Origin of the sequence: Pedobacter rhizosphaerae (assembly GCF_900111155.1) — a bacterium.
Classification (GTDB): Bacteria; Bacteroidota; Bacteroidia; order Sphingobacteriales; family Sphingobacteriaceae; genus Pedobacter; species Pedobacter rhizosphaerae.
Genome location: NZ_FOGG01000011.1, coordinates 153,480 through 171,066 on the forward strand (window position 1 = coordinate 153,480; position 17,587 = coordinate 171,066).

At 37.6% G+C, this 17,587-nt stretch carries 19 protein-coding genes and 1 pseudogene; 15 read left to right on the plus strand and 5 right to left on the minus strand.

Annotated features, from left to right (window positions below; translation table 11 throughout):
* Positions 1-5: 5 nt before the first annotated feature.
* The 4 genes from BMX11_RS11290 to BMX11_RS11305 all read left to right on the plus strand — a co-directional run bounded on the left by BMX11_RS11290 (position 6) and on the right by BMX11_RS11305 (position 5,927).
* Complete coding sequence (locus BMX11_RS11290) at positions 6-1,343, plus strand: ankyrin repeat domain-containing protein (RefSeq protein WP_245738636.1); 1,338 nt, start codon at positions 6-8, stop codon at positions 1,341-1,343.
* Between the two features lie 156 nt (positions 1,344-1,499).
* A complete protein-coding gene (locus tag BMX11_RS11295; RefSeq protein ID WP_139180170.1) occupies positions 1,500-2,057 on the plus strand; it encodes a hypothetical protein in 558 nt (185 codons plus the stop codon).
* 389 nt (positions 2,058-2,446) lie between these two features.
* The gene (locus tag BMX11_RS11300) at positions 2,447-3,769 is read left to right on the plus strand and encodes a PQQ-dependent sugar dehydrogenase (RefSeq protein WP_245738637.1); all 1,323 of its coding nucleotides are present in this window, start codon (positions 2,447-2,449) and stop codon (positions 3,767-3,769) included.
* Between the two features lie 103 nt (positions 3,770-3,872).
* A complete protein-coding gene (locus BMX11_RS11305) occupies positions 3,873-5,927 on the plus strand; it encodes a TonB-dependent receptor (RefSeq protein WP_245738638.1) in 2,055 nt (684 codons plus the stop codon).
* Between the two features lie 76 nt (positions 5,928-6,003).
* Here the strand turns inward: BMX11_RS11305 and BMX11_RS11310 are convergent, their stop codons facing one another.
* The 3 genes from BMX11_RS11310 to BMX11_RS11320 form a co-directional block, all read right to left on the minus strand.
* Positions 6,004-6,348: a single-stranded DNA-binding protein gene (locus BMX11_RS11310; RefSeq protein WP_090884258.1), complete on the minus strand. Its 345-nt coding sequence runs from the start codon at positions 6,346-6,348 to the stop codon at positions 6,004-6,006.
* Positions 6,349-6,521: 173 nt separating this feature from the next.
* Positions 6,522-7,892, minus strand: a complete 1,371-nt coding sequence (locus BMX11_RS11315; protein WP_090884260.1) for a sulfatase family protein — start codon at positions 7,890-7,892, stop codon at positions 6,522-6,524.
* A 90-nt stretch (positions 7,893-7,982) separates the two neighbouring features.
* Positions 7,983-9,434 (minus strand): arylsulfatase, encoded by a 1,452-nt coding sequence (locus tag BMX11_RS11320; protein WP_090884262.1) that lies wholly within the window; start codon positions 9,432-9,434, stop codon positions 7,983-7,985.
* Positions 9,435-9,676: 242 nt separating this feature from the next.
* Here BMX11_RS11320 and BMX11_RS11325 point away from each other — a divergent pair, with 242 nt between their 5' ends.
* From BMX11_RS11325 to BMX11_RS11350, 6 genes are all read left to right on the plus strand, one after another.
* A complete protein-coding gene (locus BMX11_RS11325) occupies positions 9,677-10,042 on the plus strand; it encodes a hypothetical protein (protein ID WP_090884264.1) in 366 nt (121 codons plus the stop codon).
* A gap of 63 nt (positions 10,043-10,105) precedes the next feature.
* Positions 10,106-10,765, plus strand: a complete 660-nt coding sequence (locus BMX11_RS11330) for a hypothetical protein (RefSeq protein ID WP_245738639.1) — start codon at positions 10,106-10,108, stop codon at positions 10,763-10,765.
* Between the two features lie 15 nt (positions 10,766-10,780).
* Positions 10,781-11,467: a CPBP family intramembrane glutamic endopeptidase gene (locus BMX11_RS11335; RefSeq protein WP_090884265.1), complete on the plus strand. Its 687-nt coding sequence runs from the start codon at positions 10,781-10,783 to the stop codon at positions 11,465-11,467.
* A gap of 70 nt (positions 11,468-11,537) precedes the next feature.
* Positions 11,538-12,389: a methylated-DNA--[protein]-cysteine S-methyltransferase gene (locus BMX11_RS11340; protein WP_090884267.1), complete on the plus strand. Its 852-nt coding sequence runs from the start codon at positions 11,538-11,540 to the stop codon at positions 12,387-12,389.
* Complete coding sequence (locus BMX11_RS11345) at positions 12,382-12,630, plus strand: Ada metal-binding domain-containing protein (RefSeq protein ID WP_090884269.1); 249 nt, start codon at positions 12,382-12,384, stop codon at positions 12,628-12,630. The genes BMX11_RS11340 and BMX11_RS11345 overlap by 8 nt, the downstream gene beginning before the upstream one ends.
* Positions 12,606-13,214 carry an alpha-ketoglutarate-dependent dioxygenase AlkB family protein gene (locus BMX11_RS11350; protein WP_090884272.1) on the plus strand — a complete coding sequence of 203 codons (609 nt, stop codon included), beginning with the start codon at positions 12,606-12,608 and terminating at the stop codon, positions 13,212-13,214. Before BMX11_RS11345 ends, BMX11_RS11350 begins: the two co-directional genes overlap by 25 nt.
* A 238-nt stretch (positions 13,215-13,452) precedes the next feature.
* Here the strand turns inward: BMX11_RS11350 and BMX11_RS11355 are convergent, their stop codons facing one another.
* Entirely contained in the window at positions 13,453-14,223 is a 771-nt protein-coding gene (locus BMX11_RS11355) for a hypothetical protein (protein ID WP_090884274.1), read from the minus strand.
* A gap of 153 nt (positions 14,224-14,376) precedes the next feature.
* Here BMX11_RS11355 and BMX11_RS24755 point away from each other — a divergent pair, with 153 nt between their 5' ends.
* From BMX11_RS24755 to BMX11_RS24125, 5 genes are all read left to right on the plus strand, one after another.
* On the plus strand, positions 14,377-14,859 hold the full coding sequence (locus BMX11_RS24755; protein WP_090884277.1) for a response regulator transcription factor: 483 nt from the start codon (positions 14,377-14,379) through the stop codon (positions 14,857-14,859).
* A 104-nt stretch (positions 14,860-14,963) separates the two neighbouring features.
* Positions 14,964-15,506 (plus strand): DUF4199 domain-containing protein, encoded by a 543-nt coding sequence (locus BMX11_RS11365; protein WP_090884279.1) that lies wholly within the window; start codon positions 14,964-14,966, stop codon positions 15,504-15,506.
* A gap of 93 nt (positions 15,507-15,599) precedes the next feature.
* A complete protein-coding gene (locus tag BMX11_RS11370; RefSeq protein WP_090884281.1) occupies positions 15,600-16,097 on the plus strand; it encodes a DinB family protein in 498 nt (165 codons plus the stop codon).
* A gap of 36 nt (positions 16,098-16,133) precedes the next feature.
* The gene (locus BMX11_RS11375) at positions 16,134-16,658 is read left to right on the plus strand and encodes a GNAT family N-acetyltransferase (protein ID WP_090884283.1); all 525 of its coding nucleotides are present in this window, start codon (positions 16,134-16,136) and stop codon (positions 16,656-16,658) included.
* An 81-nt stretch (positions 16,659-16,739) separates the two neighbouring features.
* Positions 16,740-16,937 carry a hypothetical protein gene (locus BMX11_RS24125; RefSeq protein WP_139180171.1) on the plus strand — a complete coding sequence of 66 codons (198 nt, stop codon included), beginning with the start codon at positions 16,740-16,742 and terminating at the stop codon, positions 16,935-16,937.
* 355 nt (positions 16,938-17,292) lie between these two features.
* Here BMX11_RS24125 and BMX11_RS24515 read toward each other — a convergent pair.
* Positions 17,293-17,587: pseudogene (locus BMX11_RS24515) on the minus strand (IS4 family transposase); the annotation flags it as partial.

Below are 17,587 nucleotides of genomic sequence, written 5' to 3' on the forward strand. Positions count from 1 at the left end.
TGTCAATGTCATTTATTATCGCCTGTGAAGGTGGAAAACGAAAAATTGCTGAAATTCTACTTAAAAACAAAGAAGTAGATGTAAAATATACGGACGAAAAAGGTAGAACAGCTCTACATTATGCAGCTCACAGGGGATATTTAGACCTTGTTCAGTTGTTGATAGATGAGGGGGCCGATTTAGATTATGAAGACCATGCTGGAGAAACTCCCTTTTATTTTGCCTGCTTACAAAAGCAGAAACAAACTGCAATCTACTTATTAGAAAAGGGAGCAAACATCAACATAAAGGATTTTGAGGGGAATAGTTTATTACATCTGACGGCTAAAACCGGCCAGATAGAAGTTCTGGAAAAGCTCATTGCCCATGGTATGGACGTTAATACAGAGAATAATCAAGCGGAAACGCCTCTACTGCTTGCCTCTGGATTCAGAAATAAGGAAGTTGTTAAAAAACTAATAGACAATGGTGCTGATGTGAATACAACCAATAAACTGGGAGATTCGCCAATACTCATTGCTGCCAAAGCTAAGGATATTGCTATTACCAATATTTTGTTAGATGCAGGAGCAAATATAAACCAGGTAAACCACCAGGGAGAATCGGCCTTGCTGATTGCTTGCTACGATGGAAATAGAATGTTAATTAAAACTTTGGTAGAACGTGGTGCAGATATTTTTGTAGCAGCGAAGGATGGCAAATCGCCAATATGGTACGCTGCGGGCCACAACCAAAAAGAAATAGTAGATTTATTTATTGAAAATGGAGTAGATCCAAATTTCGCAAAACCATTCACAGAGAACGAAGCGGCCATGTATGGCTATCTCGATTGGGTGGAAACGGCTAACAATCTTGCTGTTTCAAGCAATTTTTCATTTAATTCTGCTGATGGCTACGGAGGAGAAAGCTTACTTCATGTAGCTGCTAAAAATGGAAATTTAAGCCTGGTTAAATTACTTTTAGAACGGGGGGCTAATGTAAATCTTCAGGATGAAAGTGGCAACACTGCCTTGCATTATGCTACGGCTAATGGTAAAAAAGATATTGTTAAGTATCTTCTAGAAAATGGATCAGACACGGAGATCACTAATGTTAAAGAACAGAAAGCTATTGACTACGCAAATATCAAGGGATTCAATGAGATAACTACCTATTTACTTCAGTTTGGCCAACCAGGTACAACGGCATCTGGTTTAGCTAAAAACCCAGACATTACAGAAGCCTCTCCAAATGACCTAAGTAGCAAGAAAAAAGCTTTATTAGACCTTAAAGAATTACTTGATGCTGGAATACTTTCTCAAATTGAGTTTGATGCCGAAAAATCCAAAATTTTAAATGGATAGCTATTTAGGGCTAATTGTGATTTTCCTGTTATAAATTACTTTTTTAGCTAAATCTCTTCATCTCTTAAAAATTTAGTTTTAGCTTTATATATCAGATTATTGTACTAATTGCACACTTGCTCAGGTACAATAATCGGTACAAAGCATACTAACCGAATGAAGCCATTATTTAAATTTTCAGTTCTCGCTATATTTTGCGTGGCAATACTCGCGGCCTGCTCTCCAAGATTGTATACCGATAATCCTTATGAAGCCGGAACATTGGGGGCCGGTACATTGGATTCGATACGCAGCTTTCTGAAAACTAATTCCACGGTTAAGCTAAAAGACACTATTTTAATCAAGTATGATTTTAACAATGATGATTGCTGGTCTGATTTAAATGGACAAAATCCTGAATTTATCAATAACACCCGCTGGGCTTACCAAAAAGGCATTCAGGAAAAAGCAGATAAACGGCCTCATGTAGCTATATACCAATATCGCGAAGTGGGGAATAATTTCAGTCCCGTTAGATCTAAGGGACTGGAGATCGAAACTGATCCCGGAATATTGAAACAACTCCTATTTAAAACAAAGACCAGATGCGGCACTTCTGCCATTATCCTACCCAATGGTAAATTTTTATTGCTAAAATCCGATTCCCACTTTGCCGCGTTGTTATTAGATGCTAAACAAATTGAGCAAAAGCTCATTGAAAATCTGGTGAGGTAAACCCTGAGCTTCTAAAGAAATAAGCCAAACTAATTGCCGAACAATATCCTCGCAAAATAAAACTGGTAGATTCTGTAAACTTGTTTATCAAATCAAGCCCTAAGTATCATTTCTAAAAATCTAAATGCTCAAAATCATCTCTCTCCTATTTGTACTTATTCGATAAAGGCAATGTACATACAAAAAGATTCCTCGCTTGTTTCTTAAACGCTTACTGATAAAAAATGTTTTTTTTCAACTTTCGGGAATCACTGTTAAAAAGCCCATTAAATTTGTCATTTCTTAGGTAACCTGTAAAACCATTAGGCTAGAACAATTGGTTTTAAGATATAACCAAACCATGCGTGTTTTTTGATGTTATCTTATGGAAAAACATTCACTTAAACAGCATGATGAAAATAACTTATCTACCAGTGATCTTTGGATTTTCGGTGTCATTATTGGCTTGCAACAGCAACTCCAGTAGCCAGCAAACTGAACAAACCGATACAGTGCAAACCGCTAATCAAGAGGTAAAATTACCAGCTCCAGATGAAAAAGCGTCTAAAAATAAATTTAGCAAAGTAATTGGTTGGCCCGCTGACTTGAGTCCTAAAGCTCCTGAAGGATTTACCGTAACCCGTTTTGCCTCAGGAATTAAAAGTCCAAGAAATATGTTCATTACCCCCAACGGCGATGTATTGGTTGTGCTCACCAATTCGGAAAGAACTGCTGTAGAAAAAGTAGCGAATGCCGTAACGGGGAAGGCTAAATCAGAAGTTCCAGGCAAAAGTGCCAATACTATTCTTTTATATCGCGACATCAATAAGGATGGTAAACCAGATCAAACCTATACTTTTTTAACAGGTTTAAATCAACCTTACGGAATGACAATCATTGGAAATAGTTTCTATGTGGCCAATACCGATGGTTTATGGCAGTATCCTTATAAAAATGGTGATACCAAAATAACCGGGGCAGGTAAAAAAATACTGAGGCTACCGGCTGGAGGATACAATAACCATTGGACCCGAAATTTGATTACCAATGCAGATAAGAGCAAAATTTACATTACCGTAGGTTCTGGAAGCAATGTTGGCGAAAATGGGATGGAACATGAAGTAAGAAGAGCAAACATTTTAGAGATCAACCCTGATGGCACAGGAGAAAAAATATACGCCAGTGGCTTAAGAAACCCAGTTGGAGTAGATTGGGCACCGGTAACAAACATGCTTTGGACTGCTGTAAATGAAAGAGACGGGTTAGGCGATAACCTGGTGCCAGACTACATTACCAGCGTTAAAGAGGGCGCTTTTTATGGCTGGCCATACTCTTATTTTGGGCAGAATGAAGATCCGAGGTTAAAAGGCCAAAATCCAGAGCTGGTAAAAAAAGCAATAGTTCCCGATGTTCCAGTAGGCTCACACACAGCATCGCTAGGCCTTGCTTTTTATAAAGCAACAAAATTTCCGCAAAAGTACCAGGGTGGGGCATTTATTGGCCAACATGGATCATGGAACCGTTCCGAACTTTCTGGCTACAAAGTAGCTTTTGTTCCGTTTAAAGATGGCAAACCTACCGGAAAACCAGAGGATTTCCTTACCGGTTTTATTGCCAATGCAGATAAGGCCGAAGTTTATGGCCGGCCTGTTGGGGTAACGCTTACTCCTGACGGGGCCTTACTCGTGGCCGATGATGTAAGTGGTATAATTTGGAGAGTCGCGGCAAAATAGGTACTAAATATATTACTAGGCCAATTAACCATTTGATTGGCCTAGTATGATTGAATAAAGCATAGTTTGAGTAAATTACGCTCAAATTAATCAACACATCATATTGAAACGCATATTATTTTGCCTTCCCCTCATATTAATTATAGCTGTTGCAAAAAGCCAGGATATCAAAAAAGATTCTACGCTGAAATTAAAGGAGATTGTAATCAAAGGATATTACAGTCCGCAGCCACTTTTAAGATCAGTATCAGCGGTAAATCTAATTGATACTAATCTAATACAAAATCAGCAAAATAGTTCATTGGTGAATACGCTAAACACCATACCTGGAGTTAGAATGGAAGAGCGTTCTCCGGGAAGTTATCGTTTATCACTTCGGGGAAGTTTATTGCGTTCACCTTTTGGCATCAGAAATATTAAAATCTACATCGATGATTTTCCACTTACAGACGCAGGGGGTAACACTTACCTTAATGCCATGGATATTTCAGCCATAGGATCTATGGAGGTATATAAAGGGCCAGAGGCTAGTATTTTTGGAGCAAGTACTGGCGGAGCCTTACTCATTAACCGGCCCAATTTGGATCAAAACTCCATTAGTGCCGCTGTCACTGCCGGATCATATGGCCTATTTCATCAATCTGCAGAAATTAGACATCGTTTCAAAAATTATAGTTTTAGTTTTAATGAGGGAACCATCACAAGCGATGGGTACAGGCAGAACAGTGCTTTAAAAAGGAATTATTTTCAAACCTTTCATAAATTGGATTATAGCGCGAAAGGAAAATTGAAAGCATTTATTTTTTATAGTGATCTCAACTATCAAACACCCGGAGGATTAACCGCAAGTCAATTGGAACAAGATCCCAAACTAGCCAGACCACAAACGGCAACTTTACCGGGGGCTATTACCCAAAAGGCAGCTATATACAATAAAACTATTTTTGCAGGATTATCTAACACCTATCAACTCAATTCTCATTTTAAACACGTTATCTCTCTTTTCTCTACTTATACTGATTTTAAAAATCCATTTATAACCAATTACGAAAAGCGGTATGAAACGACTTTCGGATTGAGAACATTTTTAGCTTACACACAGCCCATAAATAATAGTAAACTTGATGTTCAATTGGGTTTAGAAAGCGCATCTACCAATAGTGAGATCAGAAATTTCGATAACAATGCCGGAGAAGCTGGGGCCATGCAAGCCTCAGATGAGCTAAAAGCAAATCAAAATTTTGCCTTTCTAAAATTGAACTTAGATCTTAATCAAAAGCTCCTTATAGAATTGTCTTCGAGTGTAAATTTTTTCAATTATCAATATGAAAGCTTCTTTCCGATTAGCATTGCTGCTCAGAAAAGAAACTTCAAGGCCCAATTTATGCCTAAACTGGCCGCCTCCTACCTGTTGAGCTCTGAATTATCCCTTAGAGCATCGGTAGGGAAAGGATATTCTGCACCAACCATTGCAGAAGTCCGATCTTCCGATAATAATATCAATAATAACCTACAGGCAGAATATGGCTGGAATTATGAGTTGGGACTTCGTTATCATTCAACGAATAACAGGCTTTACCTAAACGGTAATCTATTTAGCTATAACCTTGAAGATGCAATCGTTAGACGCTTAAATCAAAATGATACCGAATATTTCATCAATGCCGGAGGCACTAAACAAACTGGTATAGAATTAGAAGCTGCAATATGGATACTACAAAATAACACCTCATGGCTTAAAGGTTTACAATGGAGGAGTAATTTTACATATAGTCATTTTAGATTTAACGACTTCATTAATGGGAATAGCAATTATTCGGGAAATAAATTAACAGGAGTTCCTGAAAAGGTTTGGCTAAACAGTTTGGAGTTCCAATTTTCTCATGAACTTTTCCTTTTTGCTCAACATAACTACACTTCTACCATCCCTTTAAACGATGCAAACACTGTTTTCGCAAACCAATATCATTTAGTTGAACTCAAAGCAGGAACAAGAAAGATAAGGGTTAAAACAGCTAAACTTGGTGTATTTATTGGGGTGAATAACCTATTCGATCAAAAATATAGTTTGGGTAACGACTTAAATGCTGCGAATGGGCGTTACTTTAACCCCGCTGCCGGAAGAAATTTTTATGCTGGAATTACGGCCAAATTATAAAGGGAACAATGTAAAAAGCCATCCTAAGTGGAATAAGAAAATCTTATTTCCTTTAGGATGGCTTAATTTGAAGTGATTAATTTTTCACTTCGGTTTCCAGAAGTACAATTTCTCTTACAACAATATCTGTTGTATAGCGTTTGGTACCGTCTTTAGCTTCATAGCTCCCAGTTAATAATTTCCCCTCGATGCTGAATTTAGTACCCTTTTTGATCTGCTCTGCTGCCAATTCGGCCTTTGCATTCCAAAAAACAAGGTTAAACCACTGGGTTTTGTTTGCTTCTTCACCCGCCGCCGTTTTGTAATACTCATGTACTGCTAAACTTACTTTAGCTAGTTTTTGATTCCCTGATAAGTTTTTCAATTCTACATCTGCTCCTGCAAATCCGCTTAATACTACTTTGTTAATTGCACTTTCCATAATCTTAAAATTTAATGTTTCTGATGGTTAACGAACAGTAGCACCACACTACCGACGAAAATGAAATTGCAAATTATCGAATCTACTAGTCGGTTTTTAAACGTTTATACACGGATAAATCTATATTATTTTTAGAACCGTTGGGTTTAATGTATTAAAATTATTTACTTAAATTATTTATTCGTTGGATGCCAATCTTTATTGACGGTTAGCGGAGTATCGTCTGCATAGGTTTTCATTTCTTTCGACAATCTTTTCATCATCCCTTTTATTATTCCCTTTTCACTTAACTGGCCAGATAAATCATTAAGCTCATTTGGATCATTTGCAAGATCAAACAGCTGGGTATAATTAATTAAAGGATATCTGATCAATTTCCAGTTTCCCATTCGGATTGAACGCATACAATTTTTATACCCGGTATATAAAACCTCTCTAAGCTTTTCAGACTTTCCGGTTATAACTGACATAAGCGGCTTACCTTCGATATTTTCTGGCAATTTAGCTCCTCCAATACCTGCAATAGTGGGAAATACATCCATTAAATAGACAAATGATTCGGAGCTACCTTTCGGAATTCCAGGTCCAAAAAAGACTAATGGCACATGCATCCCACCAAATTCGTATAAATTTTGTTTACCAAAAAGACCATGATCTCCCATCGATAAGCCATTATCTCCACTAAAAATTATAATGGTATTCTCCCATTCTCCCGATTCCTTTAGCGCATCAAAAATACGCCCCACCTGGTTATCCAGATTGGTAATGCAAGCGTAATATGCTGCGAGTTGGTTTTTAGTATCACTTTCGGTTCTCGGCCAGGGTGCTGTGGTTTCATCTCTAACCGTCATATCGCCATTATCAAAAGGATGTAATGGCATAAAGGATGGGGGGAGTTTAATTTCCTCGGCCTTATATTGCTTATGGAATTGCGCTTCAGCTATCCTTGGATCATGAGGTACTGGCGGAGCAAGGTAAATATAAAATGGTTTAGCCGCTTTTGATGTATTTCGGCTTTTAATAAAACTAATGGTTTGATCTGCCATACGGCGGCTACTCCCAGGCCTTTGGTCACCTCTCCCCTCGTCTACTGTCGACGTTTGAAAGGCTTCAATTCCAGCTGTAAATTCATTGCCACCCTTACCAAAATGCCAGGTTTGATACCCGGCATGCTCCATAACCTTTGGAAGGCATTGATCGGCATTTGCAGTTTTATTCACTGCAGCCTTAGCGCCAGGAATTCTCTGCCAGGATTGCCCGGTTAACATCATGGTTCTGCTAGGAAGACAAACTGCTCCAATCATAGATCCCATTGTGTAAGCATTAGAAAAATGAAATCCATTTGTGATCAGCTTATCCAGATTAGGGGAGATTACATCCTTATTTCCCAATGCATGTATTGCGTTGCTCTTAAAATCATCTGCATGAATATGCAGGATATTATATTTCCCCTTGGACAATGCAATACTTGTGGGTTGTTGAGCTAGGGCCACGGAACAGAAAATCCCTAATAGTGGTATCAACATGGTTAATTTGATTTTCATTGAAATTTGATTTTGAAGTTTGGAGTGATATAAGCTGATTGTTTTATTACTTTAATGGTCTATATGATCCTTTTCAAAACACGTTCATCGTTAATCGAGTACCATTTTGGTACCGATAGCCTGTTCATTTTCCAGATGTAGTACTGATTTCTCCCACCATTGATCATAAGCCCTGGCCATTTTAGCCACTATTTTGGAGTTGCTTTTTGCAATATCATGTTCCTGCGCCAAATCCTTGCTGACATCAAATAATGCCCAATTCGCTCCGGGAGTAATGAATCCATGAAAAGCAGCATTCTTGCTGTATATATCTTTATTGGTACGCATCATTTTCCTGGCCCGGGCACAGGCATCCCCGCAAGTTGGTTCAGCACAAGGTTGGCTGTGAACTAATGTATAGTTACCCCAACTTACAGAACAAAGTGCGTATTTATGTCGCAACGCTGTACCATTTGGCCATCGTCCAACATGACTAAAAATCATTCTATCCCGCATTTTTTTTTTACGCCCTTCCAGCAGCGGTAAGAGATTAACACCTTCCAACTGAGCAGTAAGGCTATCTGGCAATTGAGTTCCTGAAATTGCCGCAATCGTAGGAAAGAAATCAATATGTGCCGTTAGTGCATCTATTGTTCCTGATTTAAATTTGCCAGGAAAACTCCAAAAAGAAAAAGCCCGGTTGCCTCCAAGCCATGGTGTTAATTTCGTTCCTCTCATCCCTGCATTATGGGCATCAATTCCAACTGTTCCTCCATTATCATTCATGATAACAACCAATGTATTGCGATCAAGACCAGAGGATTTTAGTTTAGCCATCAGCCTCCCTACGTTATCATCTATATTGCTAATCATTCCATAAAATGCATTTCCATTATATCTCTTGAGGTACTCTGGCGGGCATTGGCAAGGCTCATGAGCCGAAAAGGTAGGAATGTAGCAAAAAAAAGGGCGGTCCTTATTGGTATCTATGAATTTCATAGCTTCATCAAAGAGAATATCTTCCCGAAATCCTTTGCATAACTTTTCCTTTCCATTGAATTCCAGGATCGGGTCGAAATGCTCATCCTGACTGTGACCCCGAGAAGTAACTGAAACATCGAAACCTCTATACTCCGGCCGGTATTTACCCCGTTCTCCCAAATGCCACTTCCCGAATAAACCTGTAGTGTAATGTTGCGATTTCAGAAACTGAGCAATCGTAGTCGTTTTTAAACTCATCAGTCTGCGCGGGGCAAGCGTATGCGTTACGCCACTCATAAACTCATGCTTTCCAGACATTAATGCTGCCCTGGTTGGTGAACAAGAGGGGCTAACCCGAAAGTTGCTAAATTGCACTCCATTTTTAGCGAATTGATCTATATTGGGTGTCTTCAACTCTGGATGTCCATTTATAGCACAATCGCCATAACCTACATCATCTAATAAAATGAATATTATATTGGGGTTTTTAGTTGATAATGATTGATCCGGCTTACAGTAAGCTCCTACGAAAATAGAAGGAATGTAAAACAAAAAAGCTGAAAACAAATTGATAAGCCTCATAATAGTATATCCTGGTTACATTCTATATTGAATCAATTTTTCGAACTGATAATCACAGACTTAAAAATCGTATTCTTTGAATCAAAGCTAATCAACCACATTATTAATAGTCGGTAATAAACGTTTATACACGGATAAATTCTCCAAAATGAAAAAGGAAGGATTAAATTATAGGAATCGATAATTTATTTACTATTTTTAGGCACATCATCCCATAATGAAGTATCAACAAAATATTAATTATGGAACGTATATGTTTAGATTGCGGTCACCTTGTAAAGGGTAGATCGGATAAGAAATTTTGCAATGACGCGTGTCGAAATAACCACAACAATAAAGTAAAGAGTGACGATAACGCTGTACTGAAAAAGATCAACACCATCCTTAAAAAAAACCGCTCTATTTTAGCGCATTTCAATCCAGTGGGGAAGGTAAAAATCAGTAGAAAAAAGCTAGCCGCAGCAGGGTTTAATTTCGATTATCATACTTATACTTTTAGTAGCCAAAATGGTAGTGCCTATACATTTTGTTATGAATATGGTTATTTAATATTAACCAGCGAAGAGTTTCTATTGGTTAAGCGAGAAGAAGACATGTGGTTATCTTAAAAAGAGTTTTCATGCTTTGATAACACTAAAAACGTTAATTTTATCATTTTAATTAACGTTCAAATGTATATTAATCAACTAAGGGTTACTGGAGGAGCCAGAATAGGTTTTGCACGGGCTTCCTGGCCCTTTGCCATACTCAAAGTTAGTCAGAACCGATTAGAAATCAATGCCTTTATTATAGGAAACCTGGTCTTTTCTCCTGCAGACATTATTTCTATAGAGATTAACAATTCAATGGCCTTGATTGGAAATGCAATAAAAATCAACCATCGGGTTCAGGATTATAATGCACAGGTTATTTTTTTAACTTTTGAAAATCCATCAACCCTCATTTCACAGATTAAAGCGACTGGTTTTTTAGATCCGGCTAATCAATCTTTAGATAAGAGCACTGAAGTTTCGGCCAGGCAACAATCTGGAGGCTTTCCAATCAAAATACCTGTAGTTATTGGAATTGTTGTTTTATGGAACTTACTTTTCCTATCCGATTTGGTATGGAATCAGAAGAGCAACTCCCCTCATACATTTGGCTTTGGTGTATTTATGGCTATGGCTTTAGTATGCTTCACCAGTATTCTAACCTTATTTTCAAAGAGATTTGCCAGGCTCATTCTAAAGGACCACCGATCAGTAAAAGATATTGACAGATTTTTATACCTGATTATTTTCATTACAGGGATTATTTGTATCTTTTCTATTCTCCTAAAAACTTTTAATTAAGGGCTTTCTACTTCAATGAACAAGCAAGAATTTATTTCTACAAAATCTCCAATAATAGGAGTTACCATAGTAATTGCCTTATTATTTGGCGCAATTATTTTCATGTCAAAATTATTCCAACTATTGCATCTACCTGTTGGTGGCCAAACAATTTTTATTTCTCGCTTAATATTTTGGTTATTACTATTGGCAACCTGGGCGTATGCAACAAAACTAGAGGGGCAAAAGCTTATTCTTTGGAAAGAAAAAGACTATAATTTTTGGTTTTATCCGCTCTCTATTATTGGAATGTTCTTTTTAATTGCTTTCAGTGCGGCTATTTTAGGGCTCATCGTTAAAATATTTCATCTGGAAACTGAAAGTGTGGCTATTAAAAGAATGATTAAAATCTTCAAAAACAACTACGCTCTATTATTATTCACAGCTGTTACTGCAGGCATTACAGAAGAAGTTCTTTTCAGGGGATATATCCAACCGCGCTTAGAAATGTACTTTAAAAATCCTTACATAGCTATCGTAGTATCTTCCATTCTTTTCGGGCTACTACATTGTACTTATGGCACAGTAATCAATATACTTGGCCCTATATTTATCAGTTTAATATTTGCTGTCCACTATTGGAAATTCAAAAATTTAAAAATATTGATATTCAGCCATTTTTTATGGGACTTTGTCTTACTTGAAATAGCCATCCGTCGTTAACCAATAGCGCAAGTTTCGGGTTTCTCCCTTTCCCATTCCCCATTAACTTTGTTGATATAATCAATAGGATATGAAAACTCAAGACCAGATCAACTTTGATAGAATTGCAAAGGCTATACAATTTATTCAGGAGCACTTTAAACGCCAACCGAGTTTAGAAGATATTGCTTCCCATGTAAATTTAAGCCCTTTCCATTTTCAGCGATTGTTTAGTGAATGGGCAGGTACAAGTCCTAAAAGATTTCTCCAATACGTAAGTATCGGCTATGCTAAAAAACTGTTAAAACAAGATCAGTCTACACTCTTTACTACTGCACTCGAAACCGGTTTATCTGGAACGAGCAGATTGCACGATCTTTTTGTCAATATTGAAGGAATGACTCCGGGCGAGTATAAAAATGGTGGAGAAAACCTTCATATCAACTATAGTTTCGCAGCAAGCCCTTTTGGAAACATACTGGTAGCTTCTACCCCTGTAGGTATTTGCCATCTGGCCTTTTACGAGGAGGAAAACATTGCTTTACAAAAGCTCCAAATTCAGTTTCCGAAGGCAAAGTTTAGTCAAGTAACTGATTTGGCTCAACAAAATGCACTGTTTATTTTTAATCATGACTGGAGCAAATTAAACCAAATCAAGCTCCACTTAAAGGGCACTGATTTTCAACTTAAAGTATGGGAAATGCTCTTAAAAATCCCGATGGGTCAGTTATCCTCATATGGAATTATTGCGCAACAACTGCAAAATCATAATGCATCCCGTGCCGTAGGAACCGCAATTGGCACTAATCCAGTGGCATTTCTTATTCCTTGCCATCGGGTAATACAGGCCACTGGTGCTTTAGGGGGATATCATTGGGGCTTAAATCGAAAATCAGCCATGATTGCCTGGGAAGCAGCTAAAACAAACCCTCAGGATGATTAAACATCTTTTATTATCAAATTTTGATGTAAAAAGAAAAATTAAAAACAACGAAATTTGTTATGCCGGAAATATCAGGTTAAAAATATATGGCCAATTAAATTGCCGATCGGGAAAGCGAATGAAAAGAGAGAACAGGGTTTTCTTTAATACAGAAGAAGAGGCTTTACAAAGTGGTTTCCGACCATGCGGTCATTGTCAAAATAAAAAATACAAAAAATGGATTTATTCAATTTCGAAATAGATACACAACATAACCTCCTGCCTTACGGAGGAACGGTAAATTATTATGGTAAACTTTTTACAGGTGATAAAGCAGATCAGTACTATCAAATCCTGAAGGATACCATTGAATGGAAAAACGATGAAGCGTACATCATGGGCAAGCACATCATTACCAAACGTAAAGTAGCCTGGTATGGAGACGAAGCTTATTCTTATACTTACTCTAAGGCTTCTAAACTGGCTCTCCCCTGGACGGATACACTTTTAGAACTGAAAGAACTTACAGAAGATAAAACAGGCGTAAAATTCAATTCCTGCCTTTTAAATCTGTACCATAATGGCGATGAAGGCATGGCCTACCACAGTGATGATGAAAAAGCACTTCAAAAAAATGGGGCCATAGCTTCGTTGAGCTTTGGTGCCGAAAGAAAATTTCTTTTTAAACACAAAGAAACTAAAGAAACCATTACTACCTTTTTAGAACATGGCAGTTTATTGATTATGAAAGATGAAACGCAAACCAATTGGCTCCACCGTTTACCCCCCACAAAAAAAATAACAAGGCCACGTATTAATCTAACTTTCAGAACAATGGAGGTGTGAGAACTAGCCCTGAGTGCACTAATTCATTAACCACCTTAGAATGCTTAGGTAACTCAGTAATAATTAGGATTTTCCAAGCTGCTTATTCCATATCTCTGTAGAAAATATATGTTTTACCACAAAGGCTCAAAAGATGAGTAAAAGTGTTGCGGTTAACTATTGATTTACTATTCTCCGTGTATTCCGTGGTTCCGTGGCAAATACCTTTTTTTACCCAAGTCTCAAACACACCACTCATTTAGTGCTTAAATTCCGATATATCCACAATACGATTATCATCCGCATTTTTCTTCAAAAATGAAGTTCCGCGGTCGTTGGTAAACCAGGTGTAATTTTGTTGAATCTCATTGTATACATTATCCAGTTTACGGGCAATTGGCTGCGTAAAGGTTTCATCTGTTTTATAGCTTACCTGATACAGGGCCTTATCCGTTAAGAAAACGAGCGTGTTCTTATCCCTCGAATAAGCCACAAATTGTCCTGGAATTCGATCGTCCGGATTTTGTCTTTTAATGGGATAAACTTTTCCATTCACAGCTGTAATGAAATAATCGTTGTTGATAACAAAACTGGTTCTGGTTAGCTCTTCCAAACCTGGTAAAAACTGGCGCTCGCCGTTGCTACCTGAGGCGCGATTAAGATCAACAACCTCTACCTTTCCATTTGCGATACTAATTACGTAATATAATGGTTCGATAGTCGTTTGTACGAGCACAGCAGTTTTCTGACTATTGATAAATCTGGCATCAGCAAACTTATCTAATTTAGGCTTTTTACCTTTTTCAATGGCGATTGTAGTATCTCTAAACTGAATGGCAACACGTTTTCCAGCCTCTTTTCCACTCGAATCTGGATCTATAATGGCGAGCACCTCACTTTTCGATTTTGGAATACCATTAAAATCTTCATTAACAGTTAAATTTCTTGGGGTTATTATTTTTTCTAAAGCAGCTTGCTTACAGGAAGTAAAGGTTAGGGCTAATAAAACTGCAAAGAGATAATTTTTCATAAGGTTGTATGGCGTTATTTGAGTAAATTGTTTTCTTTTGAATTAACGGCCTAAAATTAGAAATATATTATTGAAGCAAAAATGGATTTTTGTATTATCAATCATTTTGTTCGCCTATTCAAATTTTTATATTTTTGATTTGCTCAGGATACCATGGCCAATAAAACAAACTTCTTCATCAGAAATAAAAACAGCATACTTTATGGGCTGATTTTGGCCCTTCTTTTATTTCTAATGAAGTGGCTAGAGCTTCGCTATGTGGTAATCAATCACAGTTTTGAAATCTATGCCGGAGCAATTGCCATTATATTTACAGCCCTCGGCATCTGGCTCGCCCTTAAACTGACTAAACCCAAAACCAGCACAATCGTTGTTGAAAAGCCTGTCTTTATTCAAAAAGAGGATGCTTTCGTACTAAACAAAAAAGAAGTGGAAAGATTAGGTTTAAGCAACAGGGAACTTGAAGTATTAACCTTACTAGCGGAAGGCCTGAGCAATCAGGAAATAGCACAACGTTTATTTGTATCTTTAAATACCATAAAAACCCACACCTCAAATATTTTCGAAAAGTTAGCGGTTAAACGGAGGATGCAGGCTGTAGAACTGGCCAAAAGCTTACAGCTCATCCCGCAATAGGATCATACTTAAGTACTAAAGATGCTTTCAATAAGTAAAATCACCCGAAAGTATGAGCTTGAAAAGATTTATTTAGCAGAATTTTGAATCAAAATATTTAAATCATGAAAAGAACAGTAATCGTATTTGGATTAATTGCAGGCATCATTGTAACTGCAATTATGGTAATTTCTATGGCCAGATGCTATAGTAATCCAAATTTTGAAAGCAGTATGGTTTTAGGCTATGCCTCCATGCTTTTAGCTTTTTCATTCATCTTTGTTGGGGTAAAAAACTACCGCGATAAATATAATGGGGGGATAATCACCTTTGGAAAGGCCTTTAAAGTTGGCTTTCTAATCTGCCTGGTGGCCTCAACAATGTATGTTTTCGTCTGGCTTATAGATTACTACCTATTTATCCCCGATTTTATGGATAAATATACTGCGCATACACTTTTAGAAGCCAGGAAAAGTGGTGCAAGCGCTACAGAACTAGCTTCAAAGGCGGAAGAAATGAATAAGTATAAAGACATGTACAAAAATCCAATTTGGATTGTATTGCTTACTTATATGGAAATTATTCCTATTGGATTAATCGTTTCTTTAATCAGTGCAGTTATTTTAAAGAGAAAATCTAATGACACCCTTAAAACGCAAATGGCTTAACACAGACTAAAGTTTTCTAAAACAATAAGTACCAGAATCGCATTTAATTAGAAGCAAAACTTGCAACTGATCTAAAACTTAAATGGAAACATCATGCTAGTTCAATCTCTTTTGGGCGAATTTCTACATGAAGCAGAAAATACCCGCAAACTTTTAAAAGCCATTCCGGATAGTGCCTTAAGCTTTAAGCCCTCTCCTACCTCCTGGACCACCGCTGAACTTGCTTCGCACATTGCCGAAATTTACAATTGGTACACGGGAACTTTTCAGGATAATGTTTTCGACATCAGTAAATATGAGTACGATAACGTTGATCTGAGCAAGGCGGAAAATATTGTGCGAAAATTTGAAAGGGCCTTCGAGAAAGCGAAGAATAGTTTAGCATCCGCTACAGATGAAAGTTTAGCTGAAACCTGGACTATGGTGGGTAATGGTCAAACTTATATTCCAGAAATGCCACGGATCCAGGTTCTGCGTGGCTTTTTAATGAATCATGTGTATCATCATAGAGGAGAAATGATTATCTATTTACGGACTACAGGAAACAAAGTTCCAGGATTATATGGGCCTACATACGAGGAAAGTAACTAACTTGGCAAAGTCAGCATAGACTGTCTTTTTAATGCTATGAAAATTTTTGTCGAAACCGATCGTCTGATTTTAAGAGAGCTGGTACCTACAGATGCCGCAGGTATGTTTGCGCTAGATTCAGATCCGGAAGTTCATCAATATTTAGGAGGAAACCCGGTAAAATCTATTGAACAGAGCCAGGATGATATCGAATTCATCCGCAAGCAATATGAGAAAAATGGCATAGGCCGATGGGCGGTGATAGAAAAATCAACAAACGAATTTATAGGATGGGGAGGTTTAAAGTTAATTACCGAACCCATTTATAATCATGTTAACTATTATGATGTGGGCTATCGCTTTATCAAGAAGTTTTGGGGTAAAGGTTATGCTTCAGAAACTGCGAAGGCCAGTATTGATTATGGGTTTAGTCAACTCGGCCAGCCTTCATTATATGCAATGGCGGATGTGAATAATCAAGCTTCTATTCACGTTCTCGAAAAAAGTGGCTTTAAACGCCTGGCTAAATTTGATTACAAAGGAACACCATCTTATTGGTTTGAAATCAGCGTTGTCCGGTAAACTGGAAAAAAAGGAAAAAAAATAGGGGCCAAAGCCCCTACATAGTCTAGATTTGAAGTTCTCAAGCTTTAAAAATAAACCATGCGCAAAGATACATTTTTTACCGGACAGCCTATCCTTGGACAGTTACTTTCTTTAATTCCGCGTTACAAAGTTGATCTGCTATCTCAGAAATACCATTCTACCTGCTCTGTCCGTAGAGTTAAGCGCAGCGCCTCTACGGATTACAACATACCGTTGAGTTTCAGAACTCAACACAATGACCTGCCCTGTCCGTAGAGTTAAGCGCAGCGCCTCTACGGATTACAACATACCGTTGAGTTTCATAACTCAACATTACTTAAACCGAGTCCAAGACTCTCCTCCATTAAACAATCCGTAGAACTCCTGCGGAACTCGACGGACAGGATTGAAAAAGCTCTTTTTGGATACAAAGAATACAGACCACAATACCAAATGACCTGCCCTGTCCGTAGAGTTAAGCGCAGCGCCTCTACGGATTACAACATACCGTTGAGTTTCATAACTCAACATTCAGTGTTGTCCGGTAAAATTCTGAATTAGTTAAGAAAGTTCGTCCTAGAGTTTTCAAGGCATATTTTTTCCTGTTAGATAAAAGTAAGCCCCCCCTGTTCTATGTTTTAAACAAGGTCATTTGGTATTGTGGCCTGTATTCTTTGTATCCAATCAGAGCTTTTTCAGGATTTGTTAGAAATATTACAAGATCTATATATGTGCCTAGGTGTTGTCTAATCAGGCCTGCAACATTTGAAAAAGACCACTTGGACTTTCTATTTTTATCTGCTTTGTCTTTTACCAACTTTATGAGCAGGTCAGCGATAAGTGTGCACCAGATCTGGATCTTAATTGCATTCTGGTTATCACCAAGAAAGTTATGTAGTTGAAAATTTTGCTTTAGGCGCTTGAAA

Excerpts from the sequence above, each read along its gene's own strand:
- BMX11_RS11300 (WP_245738637.1), top strand. The coding sequence starts at position 2,447 with ATGATGAAAATAACTTATCTACCAGTGATCTTTGGATTTTCGGTGTCA.
- BMX11_RS11375 (WP_090884283.1), top strand. The coding sequence starts at position 16,134 with ATGAAAATTTTTGTCGAAACCGATCGTCTGATTTTAAGAGAGCTGGTA.
- BMX11_RS11370 (WP_090884281.1), top strand. The coding sequence starts at position 15,600 with ATGCTAGTTCAATCTCTTTTGGGCGAATTTCTACATGAAGCAGAAAAT.
- BMX11_RS11290 (WP_245738636.1), top strand. The coding sequence starts at position 6 with ATGTCATTTATTATCGCCTGTGAAGGTGGAAAACGAAAAATTGCTGAA.
- BMX11_RS11345 (WP_090884269.1), top strand. The coding sequence starts at position 12,382 with ATGATTAAACATCTTTTATTATCAAATTTTGATGTAAAAAGAAAAATT.
- BMX11_RS24125 (WP_139180171.1), top strand. The coding sequence starts at position 16,740 with ATGCGCAAAGATACATTTTTTACCGGACAGCCTATCCTTGGACAGTTA.
- BMX11_RS11350 (WP_090884272.1), top strand. The coding sequence starts at position 12,606 with ATGGATTTATTCAATTTCGAAATAGATACACAACATAACCTCCTGCCT.
- BMX11_RS11325 (WP_090884264.1), top strand. The coding sequence starts at position 9,677 with ATGGAACGTATATGTTTAGATTGCGGTCACCTTGTAAAGGGTAGATCG.
- BMX11_RS11330 (WP_245738639.1), top strand. The coding sequence starts at position 10,106 with ATGTATATTAATCAACTAAGGGTTACTGGAGGAGCCAGAATAGGTTTT.
- BMX11_RS11320 (WP_090884262.1), bottom strand. The coding sequence starts at position 9,434 with ATGAGGCTTATCAATTTGTTTTCAGCTTTTTTGTTTTACATTCCTTCT.
- BMX11_RS11340 (WP_090884267.1), top strand. The coding sequence starts at position 11,538 with ATGAAAACTCAAGACCAGATCAACTTTGATAGAATTGCAAAGGCTATA.
- BMX11_RS24755 (WP_090884277.1), top strand. The coding sequence starts at position 14,377 with ATGGCCAATAAAACAAACTTCTTCATCAGAAATAAAAACAGCATACTT.
- BMX11_RS11365 (WP_090884279.1), top strand. The coding sequence starts at position 14,964 with ATGAAAAGAACAGTAATCGTATTTGGATTAATTGCAGGCATCATTGTA.
- BMX11_RS11295 (WP_139180170.1), top strand. The coding sequence starts at position 1,500 with ATGAAGCCATTATTTAAATTTTCAGTTCTCGCTATATTTTGCGTGGCA.
- BMX11_RS11315 (WP_090884260.1), bottom strand. The coding sequence starts at position 7,892 with ATGAAAATCAAATTAACCATGTTGATACCACTATTAGGGATTTTCTGT.
- BMX11_RS11335 (WP_090884265.1), top strand. The coding sequence starts at position 10,781 with ATGAACAAGCAAGAATTTATTTCTACAAAATCTCCAATAATAGGAGTT.
- BMX11_RS11355 (WP_090884274.1), bottom strand. The coding sequence starts at position 14,223 with ATGAAAAATTATCTCTTTGCAGTTTTATTAGCCCTAACCTTTACTTCC.
- BMX11_RS11310 (WP_090884258.1), bottom strand. The coding sequence starts at position 6,348 with ATGGAAAGTGCAATTAACAAAGTAGTATTAAGCGGATTTGCAGGAGCA.